Here is a 17,667-nt window from a genome sequence, read left to right on the forward strand (position 1 = left end):
GTTGTCGCCGTCAATCGACCTATCCGACATGCAAATCACGAGTCGGCGCATGCGTGCGTTGCCGCGTCTCCCATCCCTCTGCCAGGCCCACGTCGGCATCGGACGCAGGCAACATCGACACCGCGCGAACGAGATCCGAAGCGCGTTCAGCGAGCATGATCGTCGGCGCGTTCAGATTGCCATTGGGTTCGGTCGGGAAAACCGATGAATCGATGACTCGCAGGCCTTCCATGCCGCGAACCCGCAACTCGGAATCGACCACAGCCATGTCATCCTCTCCCATGCGACATGAACCGCACGGATGCATCGTACTTTCAAGGTTCGCCCTGACGAAGGCATCGATCTGTTCATCCGTTTGCACGTCCGGTCCAGGAGCGAGTTCAGCATCACGAAAGCGGTCCATCGCCGGCTGCCCGATGATCTCCCGGGTCAAGCGCACGCAGCGTCGAAATCCTTCCCGGTCCTCTTCCCGATCCAGGTAGTTGAAGCGGATCTCCGGATGCGTATAGGGATCGGCCGACACCGCTCGCACATGGCCCCGGCTCTTCGGCTTGTTCGGCCCGGTCAGCACCATGAATCCGTGTCCTTTGAACGGCTTGTCGCCGTCATAGCGCATGGCGGCCGGCAAGAAATGGAATTGAATGTCGGGCCAGCGCAACCCGGCTTCGGAGCGGATGAATCCGCCCGCCTCGAAATGGTTGCTGGCGCCCAGACCATCCTTGAAAAGAAGCCAGCGCAATCCAATCATGAATTTGCTAAACGGGTCCATTTTCGCGTTGAGCGTGACGGGCTCCTTGCACGCGTACTGGATATAGATTTCCGCGTGATCCTGAAGGTTTTCGCCGACTCCGGGCAGGTGGTGCCGAACCTCGATCCCCGCTTTCCGCAGTACGTCGGCCGGGCCGATTCCAGAACGTTGCAGCAAGTGCGGCGAACCGATAGGACCGGAGGCGATCAATACCTCAGAACGGCACCGCGCGACATGCGTGCGTCCGCCTTGATCGTATGCGACCCCAACGGCGCGCTTGCCCTCGAGAATCACGTGACGTGTCATCGCATTCGTCACTACGGTCAAATTCGGGCGCTTCATTGCAGGGCGCAAGTAGGCGTTCGCGGTCGACCAGCGCACACCATCCTTGACGGTCATGTGCATTGCCCCGAAACCCTCCTGCATATGGCCGTTGCAGTCCTCCGTCTTGATGTATCCGGCTTCTGCCCCTGCCGCGATCCACGCACCGTACAGCGGATTCTCCATGTTGTTGCCGTTGTTGGTGCACAGCGGCCCCTCCGCACCCCGGTACTCATCCCCCCCGAACTTATAGCTCTCGGCCCGGCGGAAATAGGGCAAACAGTTGCGATAGCCCCAACCTCGTGCGCCCAGTTCCTCCCATTCGTCGAAGTCGCAAGCGTGGCCGCGAATATAGACGAGGCCATTGATCGACGACGAACCTCCCAGCACTTTGCCGCGCGGACAATGCAACTGGCGGCCATTCAAATGAGCCTCGGGCGCGGTCTGATAACGCCAGTTGTACTTGGCCGTATTCATCGGCATCGAAAACGCGCTCGGCATCTGAATGATGACGCTGCGATCGCTGCCGCCGTATTCCAGCACAAGAACGCGGACCGCCGGGTCCTCGGTAAGCCGGTTGGCCAACACACATCCGGCCGATCCGGCGCCCACAATGATGTAATCGAATTGCTCGGTAACCATGATATTTTCCTGATTTCCAGATCTTGACGGGGTCGTCCGTATTTCAGTAGCGACCCTTGTCGCCGGTGGTGTATTGCGGTGATGTCTTCTCGATATGAGCGATCACCGATTCCTCATACTTCAGATCGAGCGAGCGCGACAAGGCGTAGTAGGCGATGCCCGAGACGAACAGACCGACCAGCCACGCCAGATCGACGCTACCCATGGCACGCGCAAGCGGGCCGACATACACCTCGTTTGAGCCGTCGAGAACACAGAAGAACGGAATCATCGCGACAAAGCCGATTGCGTATGCGATCAGACCGCGTGCGCCCCATGTCCCGTACAGATTGTTGTGAGGCATGAAGAAGTGCGGAATGGCATAGCGACCCTTGCGGACGAAGAAGTAGTCCGTCAGATTGACAGCGGTCCAGGGCACGAGAAAATACAGCATGACGACGAGGTAAATATTCAGGACGGAGAGTCCCTTACCCGAGGTATAGATGCTGAGCGCAACACCCAGCTGAAGGATCACCACAAAGAGAATCGCCAGAATGCGAGCCTTGGGCGTCGGCTGGACTTTATGGAACGAATCGAGTGCTGTGATGGCCGTCAATTTGGCGCTATAGATGTTCATTGCGATCACCGGCAGAAACGCCAGAATCGTGACGCCGACCACCACACTTCCCATCCCCGGCGCCAGGTCGTTACCCACCTGACTCAATGCGACCAGCACATCGGTCGCGTGCAGATGGTCCGCGAGCCAGCCGCCAATCGCGATCATCCACGCACCCGACAGGGATGCGCCGAGAAACACAGCCGCGATCAGCTTGCCGCTCGGCGTGTTTTTCGGCAGGTAGCGCGAATAGTCGGATACATACGGCGCGTAAGCGATGTTGTAGCTGGCGGCGGCCGCGAATTGAGCAATGAACGCAATCCAGTTGAAGCCCAGCGGTGGCGTCGGTGTCACGCCCGGTTCGACAGCGGCGAGGGGCACATCAGGCACCCAGTGCATCAGGACGGCCACCGTGACCAGACCATAGAGGGGAAGCGACAGGCACAACGCCCATTTGAAACTGCGGTGCATCCAGTCGTGGCCGAGAATCGCCAGAACCGAAGCCGGCACGGTCACGGCCAACGCCACCTTGACGGGGTCCCAATTGAACAAGGCTTTGAGACCTTGCATCATCAGCACCAGGTTGACGATATTGAATCCTGCAAACACGAATAGCGTCGCCAACAGGACGACGATGACCCCGCGATAACCGAATTGCGCTCTCGACTGGATCATCTGCGGCAAGCCGAGATGCGGGCCTTGCGAGCCGTGAAAGGCCATGAACAAGGTGCCGAACATGATGCCAAGCGTACCGGCTATCGTGGTCCACAGCGCGCTCAGACCAATGCTGGGACCAACAAAACCGATGGTCATGGTGAAGAATGTGAAGTTACCCAGAAACCAGAATGGCCCCTGCCTGGACAATCTGTCGGTTCTTTCGCTATCCGGAATGAAATCGATCGAGTGACCTTCGATCGCGCCATGCTCGACGCCAACTACCGTGCTTTTAACTACTTCGTCTGTTGCTTGCATCATGTACCCCTGACAGCAATGAGAGGTTGATGGAATAGATTTGATCCGGCATGCATGCTGGCCGCGGCGCCACGCTCGTCTGGAGACGCCTCCGGCGCATTGACGGTTCAGTGCAGCGTGATCCAGACCGCCTTGCTCTCCATCAGATGATCGAGTTGCTCGGGGCCGAGGTCTTTGCCAAAGCCGGATTCCTTGAATCCGCCGAACGGCATCGAAGGATCGATCGTGCTATGGGCATTGACGTAGACGGTACCCGCGCGCAGTTGCGGGATCAGTTTGTGAACGCGATTCAGGTCATTGGAGTAGATCGCGGCAGCAAGACCGTATGGCGAGTCATTCGCCTGCGACAACGCATCGCCCAGATCGTCAAAGGGCGTGGTCACCAGCACAGGTCCGAAGATTTCTTCACGGACGATCTTCATGTCGCTGCGGCAATGCGTAAAGATGGTCGGTTCGACGAAGTAGCCTGCCCGGTCCAACACGCGGCCACCATGCACGATTTCCGCGCCTTCGCGGCGCCCGGCTTCGATATAGGAAGCGACGCGATCCTTCTGCAGCGCGGAAACGAGCGGGCTGATGAAGCAATCGCGATCGAGGCCCGGTGCGATCTTCAACTTACGCGTGTGCTCGACTAGCGCGCCAATGAATCTGTCGTGAATGCCGCGCTGGATGTAAACCCGCGTACCCGCGTCGCAGACCTGTCCAGAATTGAAGAAGACGCCGTTTGCTACGGCCTGGGCCGCCGCTTCGATGTCTGCGTCCTCGAGCACGAGTACCGGCGATTTTCCGCCCAGTTCGAGTGTCATACGTTTGATGCCGCCCACAGCCGCTTGCCCGACAGTTCGGCCCACCTCGGTGGAACCGGTGAACGTGATCTTGTCTATGCCCGGATGAGCGGCCATAGCGGCACCAATTTCGCGCCCTCGCCCCGTTATGACATTCACGACGCCATCCGGAATTCCAGCCTCCTGCACCAACTCTGCGAAGCGAAGTGTGGACAGCGACGTGAGTTCGGCGGGTTTGATCACGGTCGTACAACCGGCAGCGAGCGCCGCCGCAACCTTCCACGCCATGGTTTGCAGCGGGAAGTTCCACGGCACGATAACGCCGACCACGCCGATGGGCTCCTTGCGCGTGTAAGCAACGTATTCACCAGGCAGGGAGGGTTCTACCGTACGGCCGTGGAGCTTCGACGCCCAACCGGCGAAATAGCGGAAGGTGTCGATCGTGCCTTGTACGTCGACGTCACGCGCATTGGCAACAGACTTGCCTACGTCGATCGATTCGATCTCGGCCAACTCCGTTGCATTCGCTTCGATCAGATCGGCGAGGCGATGCAGCAGTCGTTCGCGCTCAAGGGGTTTGAGCTTTCTCCACGGTCCACCGTCGAACTGCTTGCGGGCAGCGTCGACCGCACGATCCAGATCGGTGGTCGTACCCAGGGGAATGTGCGTGATCACGCCCGCGGTAGACGGTTCGAGCACTGTGCAGGATTCGCGATCGCCTTGTGGCACCCAGGCACCGCCAATTAACATCTTCTGCGGCCGGGTGAGAAAGCGTTGTGTCTCTTCCCGGATGCCGAACGTCTCCAGATAGGTTTGTACGACCTTGTCCATCATTGTCTCCTGTCTTACGGATTGACTGCTATTCGGCCTCTCATGGGCCGGTTTCGTACAGAAAGGTCCGCCTGTTCCTGGCACGTTTGTTCGTGGATCCTGCGTTGCAGCCGACAGGTTCGGCCGTTCAAAAGCGACCGGGGTCCATCGATATAAACGCGGCTTGTGGCAGCGCGGTGTTTTGAGAGACTATGGACGACAAGGCCGGGGGTAAAAATAACGTGAATCAGATGTTCATATCGGGAATACCGAAGCAAGTGGCGCAAGGAGAGCAACGACCGTGATCCAGTTGCAGGACGTGGACCTCAAGCTACTGAGGGTTTTCATGACGGTGGTACGGTGCGGCGGATTTTCCGCTGCCCAGGCGACCCTGAACGTTAGCCAGTCGACAATCAGCGAGCAAATGACAACGCTCGAAACGCGCCTCGGACTCAAGCTTTGCGAGCGGGGCCGGAGCGGATTTCGCCTCACCGAACACGGCGTGGCCACTTTCGAGGCAGCGCAACGGCTGCAGGTGGCGGTAGAGAGCTTCTGTGTGGATACCGACGCGCTAAAAAAACACGTCTCAGGAAAGCTGTACCTCGGCATCATTGACAACACGGTGACCGACTCGGCCTCGCCGCTGCCGCAGGCGCTGCAAGCGTTTGTATCGAGAGGGCACGACGTGCATCTGGATGTCTACGTCGGCACGCCCGCCGAACTGGAAGAACGTGTGCTGGACGGCCGGCTGCATATCGCAGTCGGGCATTTTCCGCTTCACGTGCCCGGGCTGACCTACACCGACCTGTATTGCGAACCGGACGGTCTGTATTGCGGGAAGGGTCACGCACTCGCAGGCCGATTGCCTGGCGACGCCGCGCTCGACGAGGCCATCGCATCCAGCCGTGTGGTAGCGCGAGGGTATCTTCAGCAGCACGACCTGCGAATGCTGAAAGTGAGCAAAGCCGCAGCAACCGTCGACAATATCGAGGTGCAGGCCATCCTTATTTTATCGGGCGCCTACATCGGATTTCTGCCGATTCACTACGCTGCCCGTTGGGTCGCGCGCGGCGAGATGCATCAGATCTGCCCGGCGCAGCTCGGCTCGCATTGGCCATTTTGCGCGATCACGCGGCGGGCCGCCGCGCCGCCTACCATCCTGCAGGTCTTCATGATCGACCTGATGGAAAGCTACCGTATGGTTCAGCGGACGGCACCCATCGCATAGGGCTACCGCAGCGTCGTGCGGCACGACCCTTCGCCATGGTTGGGCGACATGAACCTACGGCTGCGTCGACGCCAGCGGCGTAGGCTCACCATTTCGATAGGTATAAATCGTGATTGGCGAGTCCGTCAGGTCGCGGTTTCTGTCAAACCGGTAGTGCCCGGAAACACCATGAGAATCGATGCCGGCGAGCGCGGCACGATACTGAGCCGGTTCGATCGAATTGGCTTTCTGCATTGCCTGCGCCACGATATTCACGCCATCGTACAAGGCCGCGCTGTAGGTCAACGGATCAGTATGAAAGCGTTGCTTGTAGTCCGCCTTGAACTGACGACCCTCGGGTGTCTGATCGAGCACCGGGCCGCCTTGTGGGCAATACACGCGTGTATCGACCGCATCGCCGCCGAGTTTCGCCAGTTCGGCGTTGCACATGGCATCGCCGCCGAGGAGATAGCCGTTCATCGCAAGGCGCTTCATCTGTTTGCGCAGCGCACCGGCTTGCGCGTAATAACCGCCGTAGAAAATCCCTTCCGCGTTCGCGCCCTTGACGTGTGTGAGGATCGAGACGAAGTCGGTCGCCTTGTCGGTCGTATATTCCCGATCGACAATCTCGATGCCGTTGGCTTTAGCGGCATTGACGAATTCATCGGCGAGGCCCTGCCCATATGCGGTCCGATCGTCAATCACCGCGATGCGCTTGATCTTCAGTTCCTTTGCCGCAAATTCACCCATCCGGCTGCCCAGTTGCGTATCGCTGGCGGAGATGCGAAACACGAACGGATAGCCGTGTTGCGTGATCGACGGATTCGACGCGACGGTCGCCATTACGATTCCGGACACGTTCACCAGGTTTGAAATCGGAATCGCGACCCCCGAATTGAACGGCCCGAAGATGACCTTCACGTTGGCGTCGACCAGGCTTTGCGCAACCGTCATGCCGGTACGCGGATCGGCGGCGTCATCCTGCGAAACCAGTTCGAAACGGGTTTTCTGGCCACCGATCACAAGCCCCTGTGCATTCAGACGCTCGATCGCCATCCTGACGCCGTTTTCGTCGTCCTTGCCGATGGCGGCCTGCGGACCGGTCAAGGGTCCGGTCAAACCGATTTTGACCACCTGCTCTGCCGCCGTCGCGCCCACCGACACCATGCTCAAAGCGACTGCTGCCAACCAGCTTGCACCTGCGTACGGCTTTTTCATCGTGCTCTCCTCACATCATGACGTGCCTGACCGCCTTGCCGCCGGAAGTGGCGAACGCGTGGCGCTTCGGCACAGAAAACATCGCTTTGGGGCCGCACTGTCCGTATGCCTTCGCCGAACGTTGGGCAGTGGGGTTGACAGCAATTCTGTGTAGCCAAATTCCTCAATAAAATGCACCATTGATGAAACACATTTCGGTAATTCCCGAAGTAATCGAGAGGCGGCACGATGCAAGTTCAGGACACGGATCTCAAGCTGTTGCGGATCTTCGAAACCATCGTGCGATGCGGCGGTTTCGCCGCGGCACAACCGATTCTCAACATTGGTGCATCGAGCATCAGCGAATACATGTCGCAACTGGAGACCCGCCTCGGGCTGCGCTTGTGTGAACGCGGACGCGCGGGTTTTCGCCTCACGGAAGAAGGCGCGGAGTTGCACGCCGCCGCGCAACGTCTGCTCGGTGCCGTCGATACGTTTCATATGGAAGCTGGCGCGTTGCGCAATCAGCTTTCCGGCGTGCTGCGCTTTGGCATGATCGAAGCGACCTTGACCGACAAATACTCGCCGCTGCCGGCCGCGATTCGCGAGTTTGGCCAGATGGCGCCCGAAGTCCGCCTGCACGTGCAGATCGACACACCGGGGAGCATGGAGCAGCACGTGCTGGACGGCCGCCTGCATCTCGCCGTGGGGCCGTTTCCCGCGCGTATCCCCGGCCTCGACTACGTGCCGCTCTATCGCGAGGAACAGGGGCTTTACTGCGCGTCCACCCATCCGCTGTATGAACGGGCAAGCGGACGCGTGCCCGTTGCGGTGCTCAGCAAACAGCGGCTCGCTGCCCGCGCGTATCTCGGCAACCAGGAGCTCAAGCTGCTGCGCATGCCGCAGGCCGCAGCCTCGGTCGACAACGTCGAAGGCCGAGCCATGCTGATCCTGTCGGGCAACTACATCGGCTTTCTACCGCCCCACTACGCGCAGCCTTGGGTAGACGGCGGTCTGTTGAGCCGCATCGATCCCGAGCACTATGTGACACATCTGGACTTTCAGATCATCACGCGCAAGGGCGGCGAATCGGCGCGGGTAGTGCTGGCCTTTTGCAACCAGTTGCGGGTTGCGGCCAAGCAGGTGAGCCGCGCCACGCGGAGCAGCAAATAGCGTGCGCCGCGTTATGCGATTGCGGTCCACGATGAGCGTGACCGGCAATCGCGTTCGCGTGGCGTAAGAGAATCCCGTTTAACGGGTGAGGTTTCGCTTGACCTTGCGTTGATGCATCACGCGGCCGATCGTGTTCAGCAGCAATTGCGCCGCCAGAATCGAAGTCGAACCGGAATGGTCGTAGTCCGGCGCGACTTCCACAAGATCGATACCGATCACGTCACCCTGCTCGGCGAGTCCTGCGAACAATTCGAGTCCTTCGTAATAGAGCAGGCCACCGTGGCTCGGCGTGCCCGTGCCCGGCGCGATCGACGGATCGAAACCGTCGATATCGATCGTCAGGTAATAACGCACGCCCTTGGGAATACGGTCCAGAACGCCCTGGATGCCGAGGCGCCGCAGGTCGCGCACCGAGATGATGTCCGAACCCATCTCGCGCGCCTGAGCGTATCCTTCGCGTGCGGTGGACGACACGTTGCGGATGCCGATCTGCGTCATGCCCGACACCACGCTCTTCTCCGCTGCACGACGCAACGGATTGCCATGGCCGTGACGCACGCCGTGACGCTCGTCGACGAAATCGAGGTGGGCGTCGATATGGACGATATGAAACGGCTCCTGACCTTCGAACGCATTGATGCAGGGAATGTTGATCGAATGATCGCCGCCCATCACCACCGGCAACGCGCCCGCCGCCAGGATCTTGCGCACGCCGTACTCGATATTTGCGTGGCTCTTCTCCGTGTTGGTGTGCACCATGTCCGCGTCGCCGATATCGACGATCCGAACTTCGTTGCTGGGCAAATAGACGACGTCGTCTTCGAAATCGTATGCGCCGCCATGACCGAACGAAAACAGGGTCGACGCATCGCGAATCGAGCGCGGGCCGAACCTGGCGCCTGCCCGCCATTGCGTACCGCAGTCGAAGGGAGCGCCCATCACCGCGACATCCGCGTCGATCTTGTCCCAGTCAAGACACAACGGAGACTTCGCGAACGTGCAGATTCCAACAAACGGCAAATTCAGCCGACCTGTTTCGTAGCTGTTTTCAGACATGCTTATCTCCGTCCTGTTATGGATTCAGCTAGGTGCGGCGCACGCGCTACTGCCGTCTTCACGGCAGCAACGCCCGTTATGACGGGCCAGCGGTTTATCTGGAACGGAGTCTAGGCAAACAAATTCAACGGGAAAATGCCAAACATGAGAAATGCACTTCGGAAGATTCCGAAGCAATGTTACAGCGCGGCAGGCACTCCGCCACATCGTTACGCACGGGTGGCCCGGTTCGGTCATCGAGATGTTGAAGATTATCGATCCGCTAACCAATCCCACGGCCTACGGCGCGAGCGCAGCGTCCACCGCAGGCAGATAGCTGTTGAAGCCGGCTTCCACGAGGGCTGCACGCACACGCTCGAGTTCGCGCTGCATTTCTTCACCAACGTCGTCTTGCAGCGCGCGAGCGAGGACACGGCCGCGCGCCACAAACAGGTCCGCCCAAGGCAGCGGCTCGGCACGCGTATAGCCTTCGAGGGCAGCGGCATAGCGCAGTGCGCCAGCCGCGTCGCCGGCGGACATCATCGCTTCGATGGCGTCGCGATAGAACCACAGATGATTGTGACCAACCGCGCCGCGGTCCAACATGTCGGCGCCTTCGGCGAGCAGACGCACGCGTTCGCCGTCGTCCTCGACGGCGCGGCTCAGTACGCCCACCGCCTTGGGGGCGCTGAACTGCGTGCCTACCTCGCGGCAAATCGCCAGCGCTTCACGCAACAATTCCGTGGCCTCACGCCGATGGCCGTTCGCGAGCAGCACACGCGCCCGCATTTCCATATTTTGTGCCTCGAAGCGGCGAGCGCCCAGTTGACGGATGATCAGCTTCTCGCGCTCGAGATGGGCGAGCGTAGCCTGCATGTCGCCCAATTCGTAGCTGGCAAAGGCACCCAGCGTTTCGCACAGCATCTGCGCACGTGGCTGGCCGACCAGCGCAGCAGTGCGTGCAGCGGCGCTGACGTCCTCGTGCGCTGCACGTGCCTCGTTGAGATAGATCCTGCTGAAGCCCGCCATCGAACGATTCGCAACCTCGATGCGGCCGAAGCCGTGTTCGCGGCTTAGCGCAACGCACCGGCTGAAGTGCTCGAAAGCAGTACGCATGCGCCCTTGCGCGTAGGCCGCATCCGCAAGGCCGCCAAGCGCACGCGCCTCCGCTTCTGGCGCGCCGAGACGCCGTGCATAGGCGAGCCCGCGCTCATGTTCGGTGCAACAATCGTCGATCCTGCCAAGCGGAAAGAAGATGTTGCCGCGCAGGTGATGCAGGCGCGCAAGTTCAGGCACCTGATCCAGACGTTGCGCCACTTGCTGGGCCGCGTCGAGCAGCGCGAGGGCTTCGGCGAGGCCTTCGCTCACCCGCAGACCTTCGGCGAGCCCAAGCTGGGACTGGCAGAGACTCGCTTCGTCCGGAGCGGCGGCCACCGCCGCACGGTACGTCGCGATCGATGCGGCGATGTCGCCGAGATCTCGTTGGAGTTCTCCCCTGAAACAGATCAGCGCGTGGCGATCCCTATCCGTTTGCGCGATTTGCAGACCTCGCTCGACGAGCCGCAATGCCGCGTCGGCAAAGTAGGCCGCGCGTTGCGCGATCGCAGCGTCGAGGTAGGCGCGCGGTGCCCGCTCGTCCTCGGCGCGATCGAGATGCTGGGCGCGCAGTACGGGGTCCGTCGCCGCAAACCAGTCGGCAGCGAGGCGATGCAACTCGCGCCGGCGTGCCCGCAGCAGTGTCGAGTAAGCGCTCTCCTGGATGAGCGCGTGGGCAAACAGGAAATCTTCGCCCTCCGGCAAGACGAGTGCGTTGGCGACAAGCCCGTGACAGACGTACTCCGGTGCATCGATCAGCCGCCGCAGTAAGGGAAGGCCAAAGCGCTGTCCAATGACCGCGGCAGCCTGGAAGGCCTCGCGGTCGCGCGCAGTCAACCGGTCCATGCGCGCCAGCACGAGGCTCTGGATCGTCGCGGGGACCGCCTCCTCACTCCCTTCTTCGGCGTTATGCAGGAGCTGTTCGAGGAACAGCGGATTGCCGCCGGCCCGCTCGATGCAGGCACGCGCGATACGTTCGGTCGCATCGATAAAGCTGCCGGCAAGATTCAGCGCCTCGTCGCTGCGCAATGGGCCAAGGTCGATCGTGGCGAAGGGCGTGCCGCGGCAACCTGCCCGCCATGCCGCGTCGAGCGGATCGCCGTCCACGCGCGAAGTCATCACAAGCAGGCCCGGGCCGTTCGCGATCGCTACGGCGAAGGCGGCCAGGTAACCGAGCACCTGTGGGTCCGCCCAATGAAGGTCTTCCACGACAATCATGGTCGGCCCGCGCCGGCAGGCATCCTGCGCGATCGCCGCGGCAACCGTGCGCTTGCCGCGCGTCCGAGCGCTGTTGTCCATCGCGTTGTAAAGCGTGCGCCCTTCCCCGGTTTGCGCAAGGTCGAGGATGTCGTGGAGAAACATCAACTGATCCGGGCCGACGGCACCGGACGTGGCAAACCGCTCGGCGGCCGCGCGTCGTTCGTCGGAGCCGGCCGCGGGCGGCAGGCCCAGCAGACTGCCGACAATGGTGAGAATGGGGTCCTGGCCTTTGCCCACGCCGAAATCCAGCACGAGGCCGCGGTGGCTGGCAAAGCCCAGTGTTTCGACGAAACGGCGCATTTCGTCGACGAGCCGCGTCTTGCCGATGCCCGCCTCACCGCGGACATAAACGACGTGGCCGGCTTGCTGCTCGAGGCACGTGCGGGCGACGCCCTTGAACTGCTCGAGTTCAGCCTTACGGCCGACAAACACGCTGCGGCTCGCCATGACGGGTTCAAAGGCGAGACCGCGCAGACGCCACACCTGCACCGGCGAGTCGATCCCCTTGAAACGCATTGCGCCGACGGCGTCGCTCATCACACCGTCACCCAGCGCGCGATGCACGCTATCGGAGAGCAGCGTTTCCCCGGGGCCGGCGGCGGCAACCAGCCGGGCGGCGAGGTTCACGGAGTCGCCGAGCACCGTGTAGTCCTGAACATCCGCGCGATCGAGCGGCCCCGCGACCACCTCGCCGCTGGCGATGCCCACATGCGCCCTCAGCGGAGGCGACCCATGCTCGCCCAGTCCGTTAAGTGCCTCATGAATCTCCAGCGCGGCACGCGCCGCGCGCAGCGGATCAGTATCGTGTGCGCGCGGTGCACCGAAGATTGCCATCACGGCATCGCCGATGTGCTTGTCGATCGTGCCGCCGTAACCGAGGACGATCCCATCGACGAGCGCGGTGTAACGACCTGTCAACTCGCGCAATTCTTCAGGATCGAGCGTCTGCGACAGCGCGGTGAAACCACACAGATCGGCGAAGAGGATGGTGACTTGCCGGCGCTCGCTGGCCGGCGCGTTCACAGCGGGCGGCGCTGCGCACAATGCAGCGCCGCGCTGATCGGCAATCGCCGCCAGCAGGCGCTTGCGGTGGCCGAGCGAGAGGACACCGAGTTCTTTCAGGTCCGCGTCGCCGAGTTGTGCCAGCATCGCGAGATCGATGTCGTTCCCAACAAATGCGGGTGCATATTGCTCAAGCCCCAATGCATGCAGCCACTGATCGATATCCATCGCCGCCGCCCAATCCGGTGCGTGTACGAACACGCATGCTGCGTCGCAGCTCGTTGCCGCGCGGGTTGTCGACCGTATGCCCGAACCGGGCCGCGTCGCCCGAACAATCATACGAATCGGCGCACCGCCTGGCGCCGCGCTGCGACGGGCGCAACGTATTCCGTGTTCAAGTCCTTCCCGCCTAAAATACAGTGTACGTCCAGCGTGAAGGAAACGGCCACCGGGCGAGATTCCATCCGCCCTCACCGGGAAGCACCGTGAAGCCAGCTACCACAGGTTCCTCGCCCGTAGCCCACTCCGGGCCACGCTTCACGGGCCTCGTCGGGGACCTGTCGGCCGGCATGGTGTCGACATTGGTCATGCTCTGCTACGCAATGAGCCTGGGCACCCTGATCTTCAGCGCGGATCTCGCCCGTTACGCGGTGCTTGGCGTACCCACGGCCTTTATCAGTTGCGTAGTGACGGCGCTGGTGATCGCTTTGACGAGTTCGATGCGCATGAACATCGCCGGCCCCGACGGCAACGCGACGGCGTTTCTTGCCGGTGTGGCGGCCGGCGTCGCGAGCAGCGTGCGCGCTAACGGCGGTACGCCGCAGACAATTCTGCTGACGGTGCTGATCGCCATCGCGTTGTGTTCCGTGGTGACAGGCGTCATTCTGTATGCGGTCGGTTCGTCGAAGCGCAGCCGTTCCCTGCAATTCCTGCCTTATCCGGTCGTAGGCGGCTTCCTTGCCGGTACGGGCTACCTCCTGCTAGCCGGCGCGTTTCGGGTCGTGACCGGCGAGCCCTTGAACTGGCACACATTGGCGCTGGTGACACACCTGAACTGGCTGGCGTGGGCACCCGCTGTGCTGGTGTGCGCGTTAGCCACGCTCCTGTCGCGCACATGGAAACACGCTGCGGCGCTGCCGATCACGCTTGCATTCGGCGTCGCGCTGTTTTACCTGCTTCTGCTTGCTGCAGGCTTGTCGATCGACGACGCCCGCAACAGGGGATTATTGCTTCCGCGCGTGGCGCTGCACGCGATAAGGATTCCAGAGCTGCATCTGCCGGCGTCGCTGGCGCACGGAGGCGTCGACTGGTCGGCCATCGCTGCGCACTTGCCGGAGACACTCATGGTCACGTCGATTTCGGCAATCACGATCCTGATGAATTCGACGGCGATTGGCGCAGCCACGGGCGAAGACATTGACCTGAACCGCGAAATGAAGGCGGCCGGCATCGCCAACATCGCGAGCGGGATGTTAGGCGGGATGGTCGGTTATCAGTCGTACAACCGATCGATGCTCAACGCACGCGCGGGTGCGACAAGTCGTATGGCAGGCGTATTCGCCTCCCTCGCGTGTCTGTTCGTGCTGGCCGTCTCGCCGGACCTGGTGGCGCTATTTCCGGTGCCGGTGCTGGTCGGGCTGCAGCTCTTCATGGGACTGCGCCTGTTGATCCAGTGGCTAGTAGGCGCATATCGCCAGCTCAACTGGTATGAGTATCTGCTTGTACCGCTTATTCTGGGCGCTATTGCGTTCTACGGCGTCGTCCCGGGGGTGGTGGCCGGCGTCATCGCCGCCTGTGTGATGTTCGCCCTGCTGTACGGCCGTATCAGTTGCATTCGCATGGAGTTCGATGGCAGTACGCGCACATCGAATGTCGAGCGCAGTATCGAGGCAACCGGACGGCTTCACGAACTAGGTGCACGGGTGTGCGGAACGTGTCTGCAGGGCTTCCTCTTCTTCGGCACCGCCAATTCGATCTTGCAGCGCGTGCGCGAACGGCTAACCCGGCACGGGCCGGTACCCGTTCGCTTTGTCGTGCTCGACTTCGCTTCGACCAACGGCCTGGACGCGTCGGTATCGGTCAGCTTCATCAAGCTCAGGCAACTGTGTGCGACGCTCGATGCTGACCTGGTGTTGACGGGGCTGCCGGCACGCTCGCGTGACCTGCTCCTGAAGACCGGCACGCTGAACCTCCGGATCCACGAGTTCGCTACGCTGGATGCGGGGCTGGAATGGGTCGAAGATACGCTTCTCGCGTCGGATCCACGCGCGCTGCCGCGCGGCGAAGAGGATTTCCACGCGATGCTCGCGCCGCATTTCACGCCGCGCGCGCTTGAAAGGCTGTTGGCCCTTCTGGATGTGCGCGAGCTTGACGCGGGGCAGCCGGTGTTCCGTCACGGCGAACCAGGGGACGCCATGTACTTCGTCGAGCGCGGCCGTGTCACCGTCTTGCTGCGGCTTGCGGACGGCAGATCCCTCAGGTTGCGCTCGTTCGGGCCAGGTACCATCGTCGGCGAAATGGCGGTGTACACGCAGCAGGTGCGCAGCGCGGATGTGCTTGCCGAGGGCCCCGCGCGTGTCCGGCGTTTGACGCTCGAGTCGTTGCGTGCGCTCGAGCAGGACGATCCCGAGACCGCGCAGCAAATTCATCGTTTTGTCGTCAAGGTCATGGCGTCACGGCTGGCTGTTGCGGACGAGGCATTGCGCGCGGCGCATTGACAGGCTCGTTCGATTGTCACGCACTGACGCGAGATGAACACTCCCCAACCAGATTACCCTTGATCAGGCACGCTGCAGTACGGTGTCGTCGTCCTGAGTATGTGGAGTACAAGTCGCCATGAAAAAACGTACCCGGTACGTAACGGCAATATTGGCCGCACTCGTTGTTATCGGGTTGCTCTTTTTGCCGTTACCGCAGCAGGTTGGGCTCGACACCCGCATCGTTACGGTTGCGTCGATTCAACGTCCCTCCAAAGTCGTGTTCGACTATGTCACGACACCCGCTCACTGGCCAGCCTGGCATCCATCGTCACTCGCGGTCAGTGGCGCCGTTGACCATTCGCTCGATCTGGGCGAGCAGGTCGTGGAGGAGTTCCGTGTGGCGGGCCGACGCGGCAGCGTGGTGTGGACCGTCACTGCGCGCGAGCCTCCAGGCAAATGGAAAATAGACGGAAAGATTGAAGGCAGATCGGCTGGCAGTGTCACGTATTTACTGACATCGACCGCGAGCGGAACACGCTTCGAGCGAACGTTCACTTATCACGCGCCGTCGTTGTGGTTCGCGATACTCAACTGGCTTGTTCTGCGCGCGCGGATTCAAGCGGAATCCGACACGGCAGTGTTGCAACTTAAGGACCTTCTGGAAGTGACATCGCAGCAATAGCAATCTTGCTCGGCTCGCGCTTCAACTTGCAGTATTTCGACAAGCCACGATCGCCCGATACGAACCAGCCCCTACAGCGTGGCCGTCACGCCGCCATCCACGTAAAGGATATGACCGTTCACAAAGTTCGAAGCGTCGCTCGTCAGAAACACAGCAGCGCCGACGAGATCTTCCACATCGCCCCAGCGGCGCGACGGCGTGCGTCCGATCAGCCAGTTGCTGAACGTTTCATCCTTGACGAGTGCTTCGGTCAGCTCCGTCTTGAAGTACCCCGGCCCAAGTCCATTGACCTGGATGCCATGTTGCCCCCAGTCGATTGCCATGCCTTTCGTCAGCATCTTCACTGCGCCTTTGCTCGCCGTGTAGGCCGCGATGTTCGGACGGCCCAGTTCGCTTTGCACCGAACAGATGTTGACGATCTTGCCGCGCTTGCGAGCAATCATGTGCCGCGCGACCGCCTGGCCGACCAGGAACACGCTGTCGACGTTGGTCTTCATCAGTTCTTCCCATTGAGCATGGGAAAACTGTTCGAGCGGCGCACGGCGCTGCATCCCGGCGTTATTGACGAGAATGTCGATCGAACCGATTTCGCGTTCGATATCGGCGATCGCCGCATCGACCTCAGCGGCCGACGTCACGTCGAAACTCGCGGCATGAACGGTCGCGCCTTCATCGCGCAAACGGCTGACAGCCTCTGCCAGTCTCGTCGCGTTGCGACCATTCAGAATCACTTCAGCGCCAGCACCTGCCAATCCTTTGGCCAGCGCATAACCGATACCCGTACTCGACCCGGTAACCAGAGCACGACGCCCCGACAGATCAAACATCTTCAGATTGTTGTTCAACTCAACTCCTCTTCGACTCTAATTCGTCCGACTTCCATCCAGCACCGTCCGGCGTACCCAGCCATTGCATGACCTCTCTCAGACCGCACGCGCTGCGCAGCGAAGCGGAAAGGTGGAGCACACCATCTTCACCTACAGGTGACTCGAGCGTTGCGAATTGATTCGCCACCAATGTCGCTGGAAACTCATGATCCAGCCGCTTGGAAACCCGTGCAACCGCTGCGGCCAAGGTGATGTCGAGAAACACGAATCTCAGCCCGGCGACACGCGCGCGCATGCGCTCCCGATAGCGACGTTTCAATGCGGAACAGGACAGCACGGCCGTCCTGTGCATATCATCCACCTGCTCGGCGAGGCGGTCCAGCCACGGCTCGCGGTCACTATCGCACAACGCGATTCCGCGGCACATCTTGTCACGGCTTTCCGCCGAGTGATGCTCGTCTCCTTCGATGAAAACGCCCTCCAGCGCCACGGCCAACTCGCGTGCAAGTGTCGACTTGCCCGAGCCCGACACGCCCATCACCACTATTTTATGTGTCACGTTGCAAAATCCAGCTACGTCGTCACGGCACGCGATCCAATGAATCGCGCCGGCCATT

The 17,667-nt window shown here is 61.3% G+C and carries 12 protein-coding genes and 1 pseudogene; 5 read left to right on the forward strand and 8 right to left on the reverse strand.

Annotated features, from left to right (window positions below; translation table 11 throughout):
• Positions 1–19: 19 nt before the first annotated feature.
• The 3 genes from betA to FSO04_RS09295 all read right to left on the reverse strand — a co-directional run bounded on the left by betA (position 20) and on the right by FSO04_RS09295 (position 4,894).
• Complete coding sequence (gene betA, locus FSO04_RS09285; RefSeq protein WP_154559393.1) at positions 20–1,711, reverse strand: choline dehydrogenase; 1,692 nt, start codon at positions 1,709–1,711, stop codon at positions 20–22.
• 43 nt (positions 1,712–1,754) lie between these two features.
• A complete protein-coding gene (locus FSO04_RS09290) occupies positions 1,755–3,281 on the reverse strand; it encodes a purine-cytosine permease family protein (protein WP_154559394.1) in 1,527 nt (508 codons plus the stop codon).
• 104 nt (positions 3,282–3,385) lie between these two features.
• Complete coding sequence (locus FSO04_RS09295) at positions 3,386–4,894, reverse strand: aldehyde dehydrogenase family protein (RefSeq protein WP_154559395.1); 1,509 nt, start codon at positions 4,892–4,894, stop codon at positions 3,386–3,388.
• A gap of 280 nt (positions 4,895–5,174) precedes the next feature.
• Here FSO04_RS09295 and FSO04_RS09300 point away from each other — a divergent pair, with 280 nt between their 5' ends.
• Positions 5,175–6,101 carry a LysR family transcriptional regulator gene (locus FSO04_RS09300; protein ID WP_168435622.1) on the forward strand — a complete coding sequence of 309 codons (927 nt, stop codon included), beginning with the start codon at positions 5,175–5,177 and terminating at the stop codon, positions 6,099–6,101.
• Between the two features lie 54 nt (positions 6,102–6,155).
• On the opposite strand, the gene FSO04_RS09305 is transcribed toward FSO04_RS09300, so the two are convergent.
• Positions 6,156–7,298 (reverse strand): branched-chain amino acid ABC transporter substrate-binding protein, encoded by a 1,143-nt coding sequence (locus tag FSO04_RS09305; RefSeq protein ID WP_154559396.1) that lies wholly within the window; start codon positions 7,296–7,298, stop codon positions 6,156–6,158.
• 228 nt (positions 7,299–7,526) lie between these two features.
• Between FSO04_RS09305 and FSO04_RS09310 the strand changes: the two genes are divergently transcribed.
• A complete protein-coding gene (locus tag FSO04_RS09310; RefSeq protein WP_154559397.1) occupies positions 7,527–8,450 on the forward strand; it encodes a LysR family transcriptional regulator in 924 nt (307 codons plus the stop codon).
• 78 nt (positions 8,451–8,528) lie between these two features.
• Here the strand turns inward: FSO04_RS09310 and speB are convergent, their stop codons facing one another.
• Entirely contained in the window at positions 8,529–9,506 is a 978-nt protein-coding gene (gene speB / locus FSO04_RS09315; protein ID WP_154559398.1) for an agmatinase, read from the reverse strand.
• 148 nt (positions 9,507–9,654) lie between these two features.
• On the opposite strand from speB, the pseudogene FSO04_RS48715 reads away from it, so the two are divergent.
• A pseudogene (locus FSO04_RS48715) lies at positions 9,655–9,804 on the forward strand (epoxide hydrolase); the annotation flags it as partial.
• Here FSO04_RS48715 and FSO04_RS09325 read toward each other — a convergent pair.
• On the reverse strand, positions 9,786–13,103 hold the full coding sequence (locus FSO04_RS09325; RefSeq protein ID WP_233464786.1) for an adenylate/guanylate cyclase domain-containing protein: 3,318 nt from the start codon (positions 13,101–13,103) through the stop codon (positions 9,786–9,788). The pseudogene FSO04_RS48715 and the gene FSO04_RS09325 overlap by 19 nt on opposite strands.
• 224 nt (positions 13,104–13,327) lie before the next feature.
• Between FSO04_RS09325 and FSO04_RS09330 the strand changes: the two genes are divergently transcribed.
• A complete protein-coding gene (locus tag FSO04_RS09330; protein ID WP_267905023.1) occupies positions 13,328–15,559 on the forward strand; it encodes a SulP family inorganic anion transporter in 2,232 nt (743 codons plus the stop codon).
• A 118-nt stretch (positions 15,560–15,677) separates the two neighbouring features.
• Positions 15,678–16,223, forward strand: a complete 546-nt coding sequence (locus FSO04_RS09335) for an SRPBCC family protein (RefSeq protein WP_154559400.1) — start codon at positions 15,678–15,680, stop codon at positions 16,221–16,223.
• A gap of 71 nt (positions 16,224–16,294) precedes the next feature.
• Here the strand turns inward: FSO04_RS09335 and FSO04_RS09340 are convergent, their stop codons facing one another.
• Positions 16,295–17,050, reverse strand: coding sequence for a glucose 1-dehydrogenase (locus tag FSO04_RS09340; protein ID WP_154559443.1), 756 nt, complete (start codon positions 17,048–17,050; stop codon positions 16,295–16,297).
• A 19-nt stretch (positions 17,051–17,069) separates the two neighbouring features.
• Complete coding sequence (locus FSO04_RS09345; protein WP_154559401.1) at positions 17,070–17,666, reverse strand: gluconokinase; 597 nt, start codon at positions 17,664–17,666, stop codon at positions 17,070–17,072.
• Between the last annotated feature and the right edge of the window lies 1 nt (position 17,667).

Source organism: Paraburkholderia madseniana, assembly GCF_009690905.1.
Taxonomy (GTDB): Bacteria; Pseudomonadota; Gammaproteobacteria; order Burkholderiales; family Burkholderiaceae; genus Paraburkholderia; species Paraburkholderia madseniana.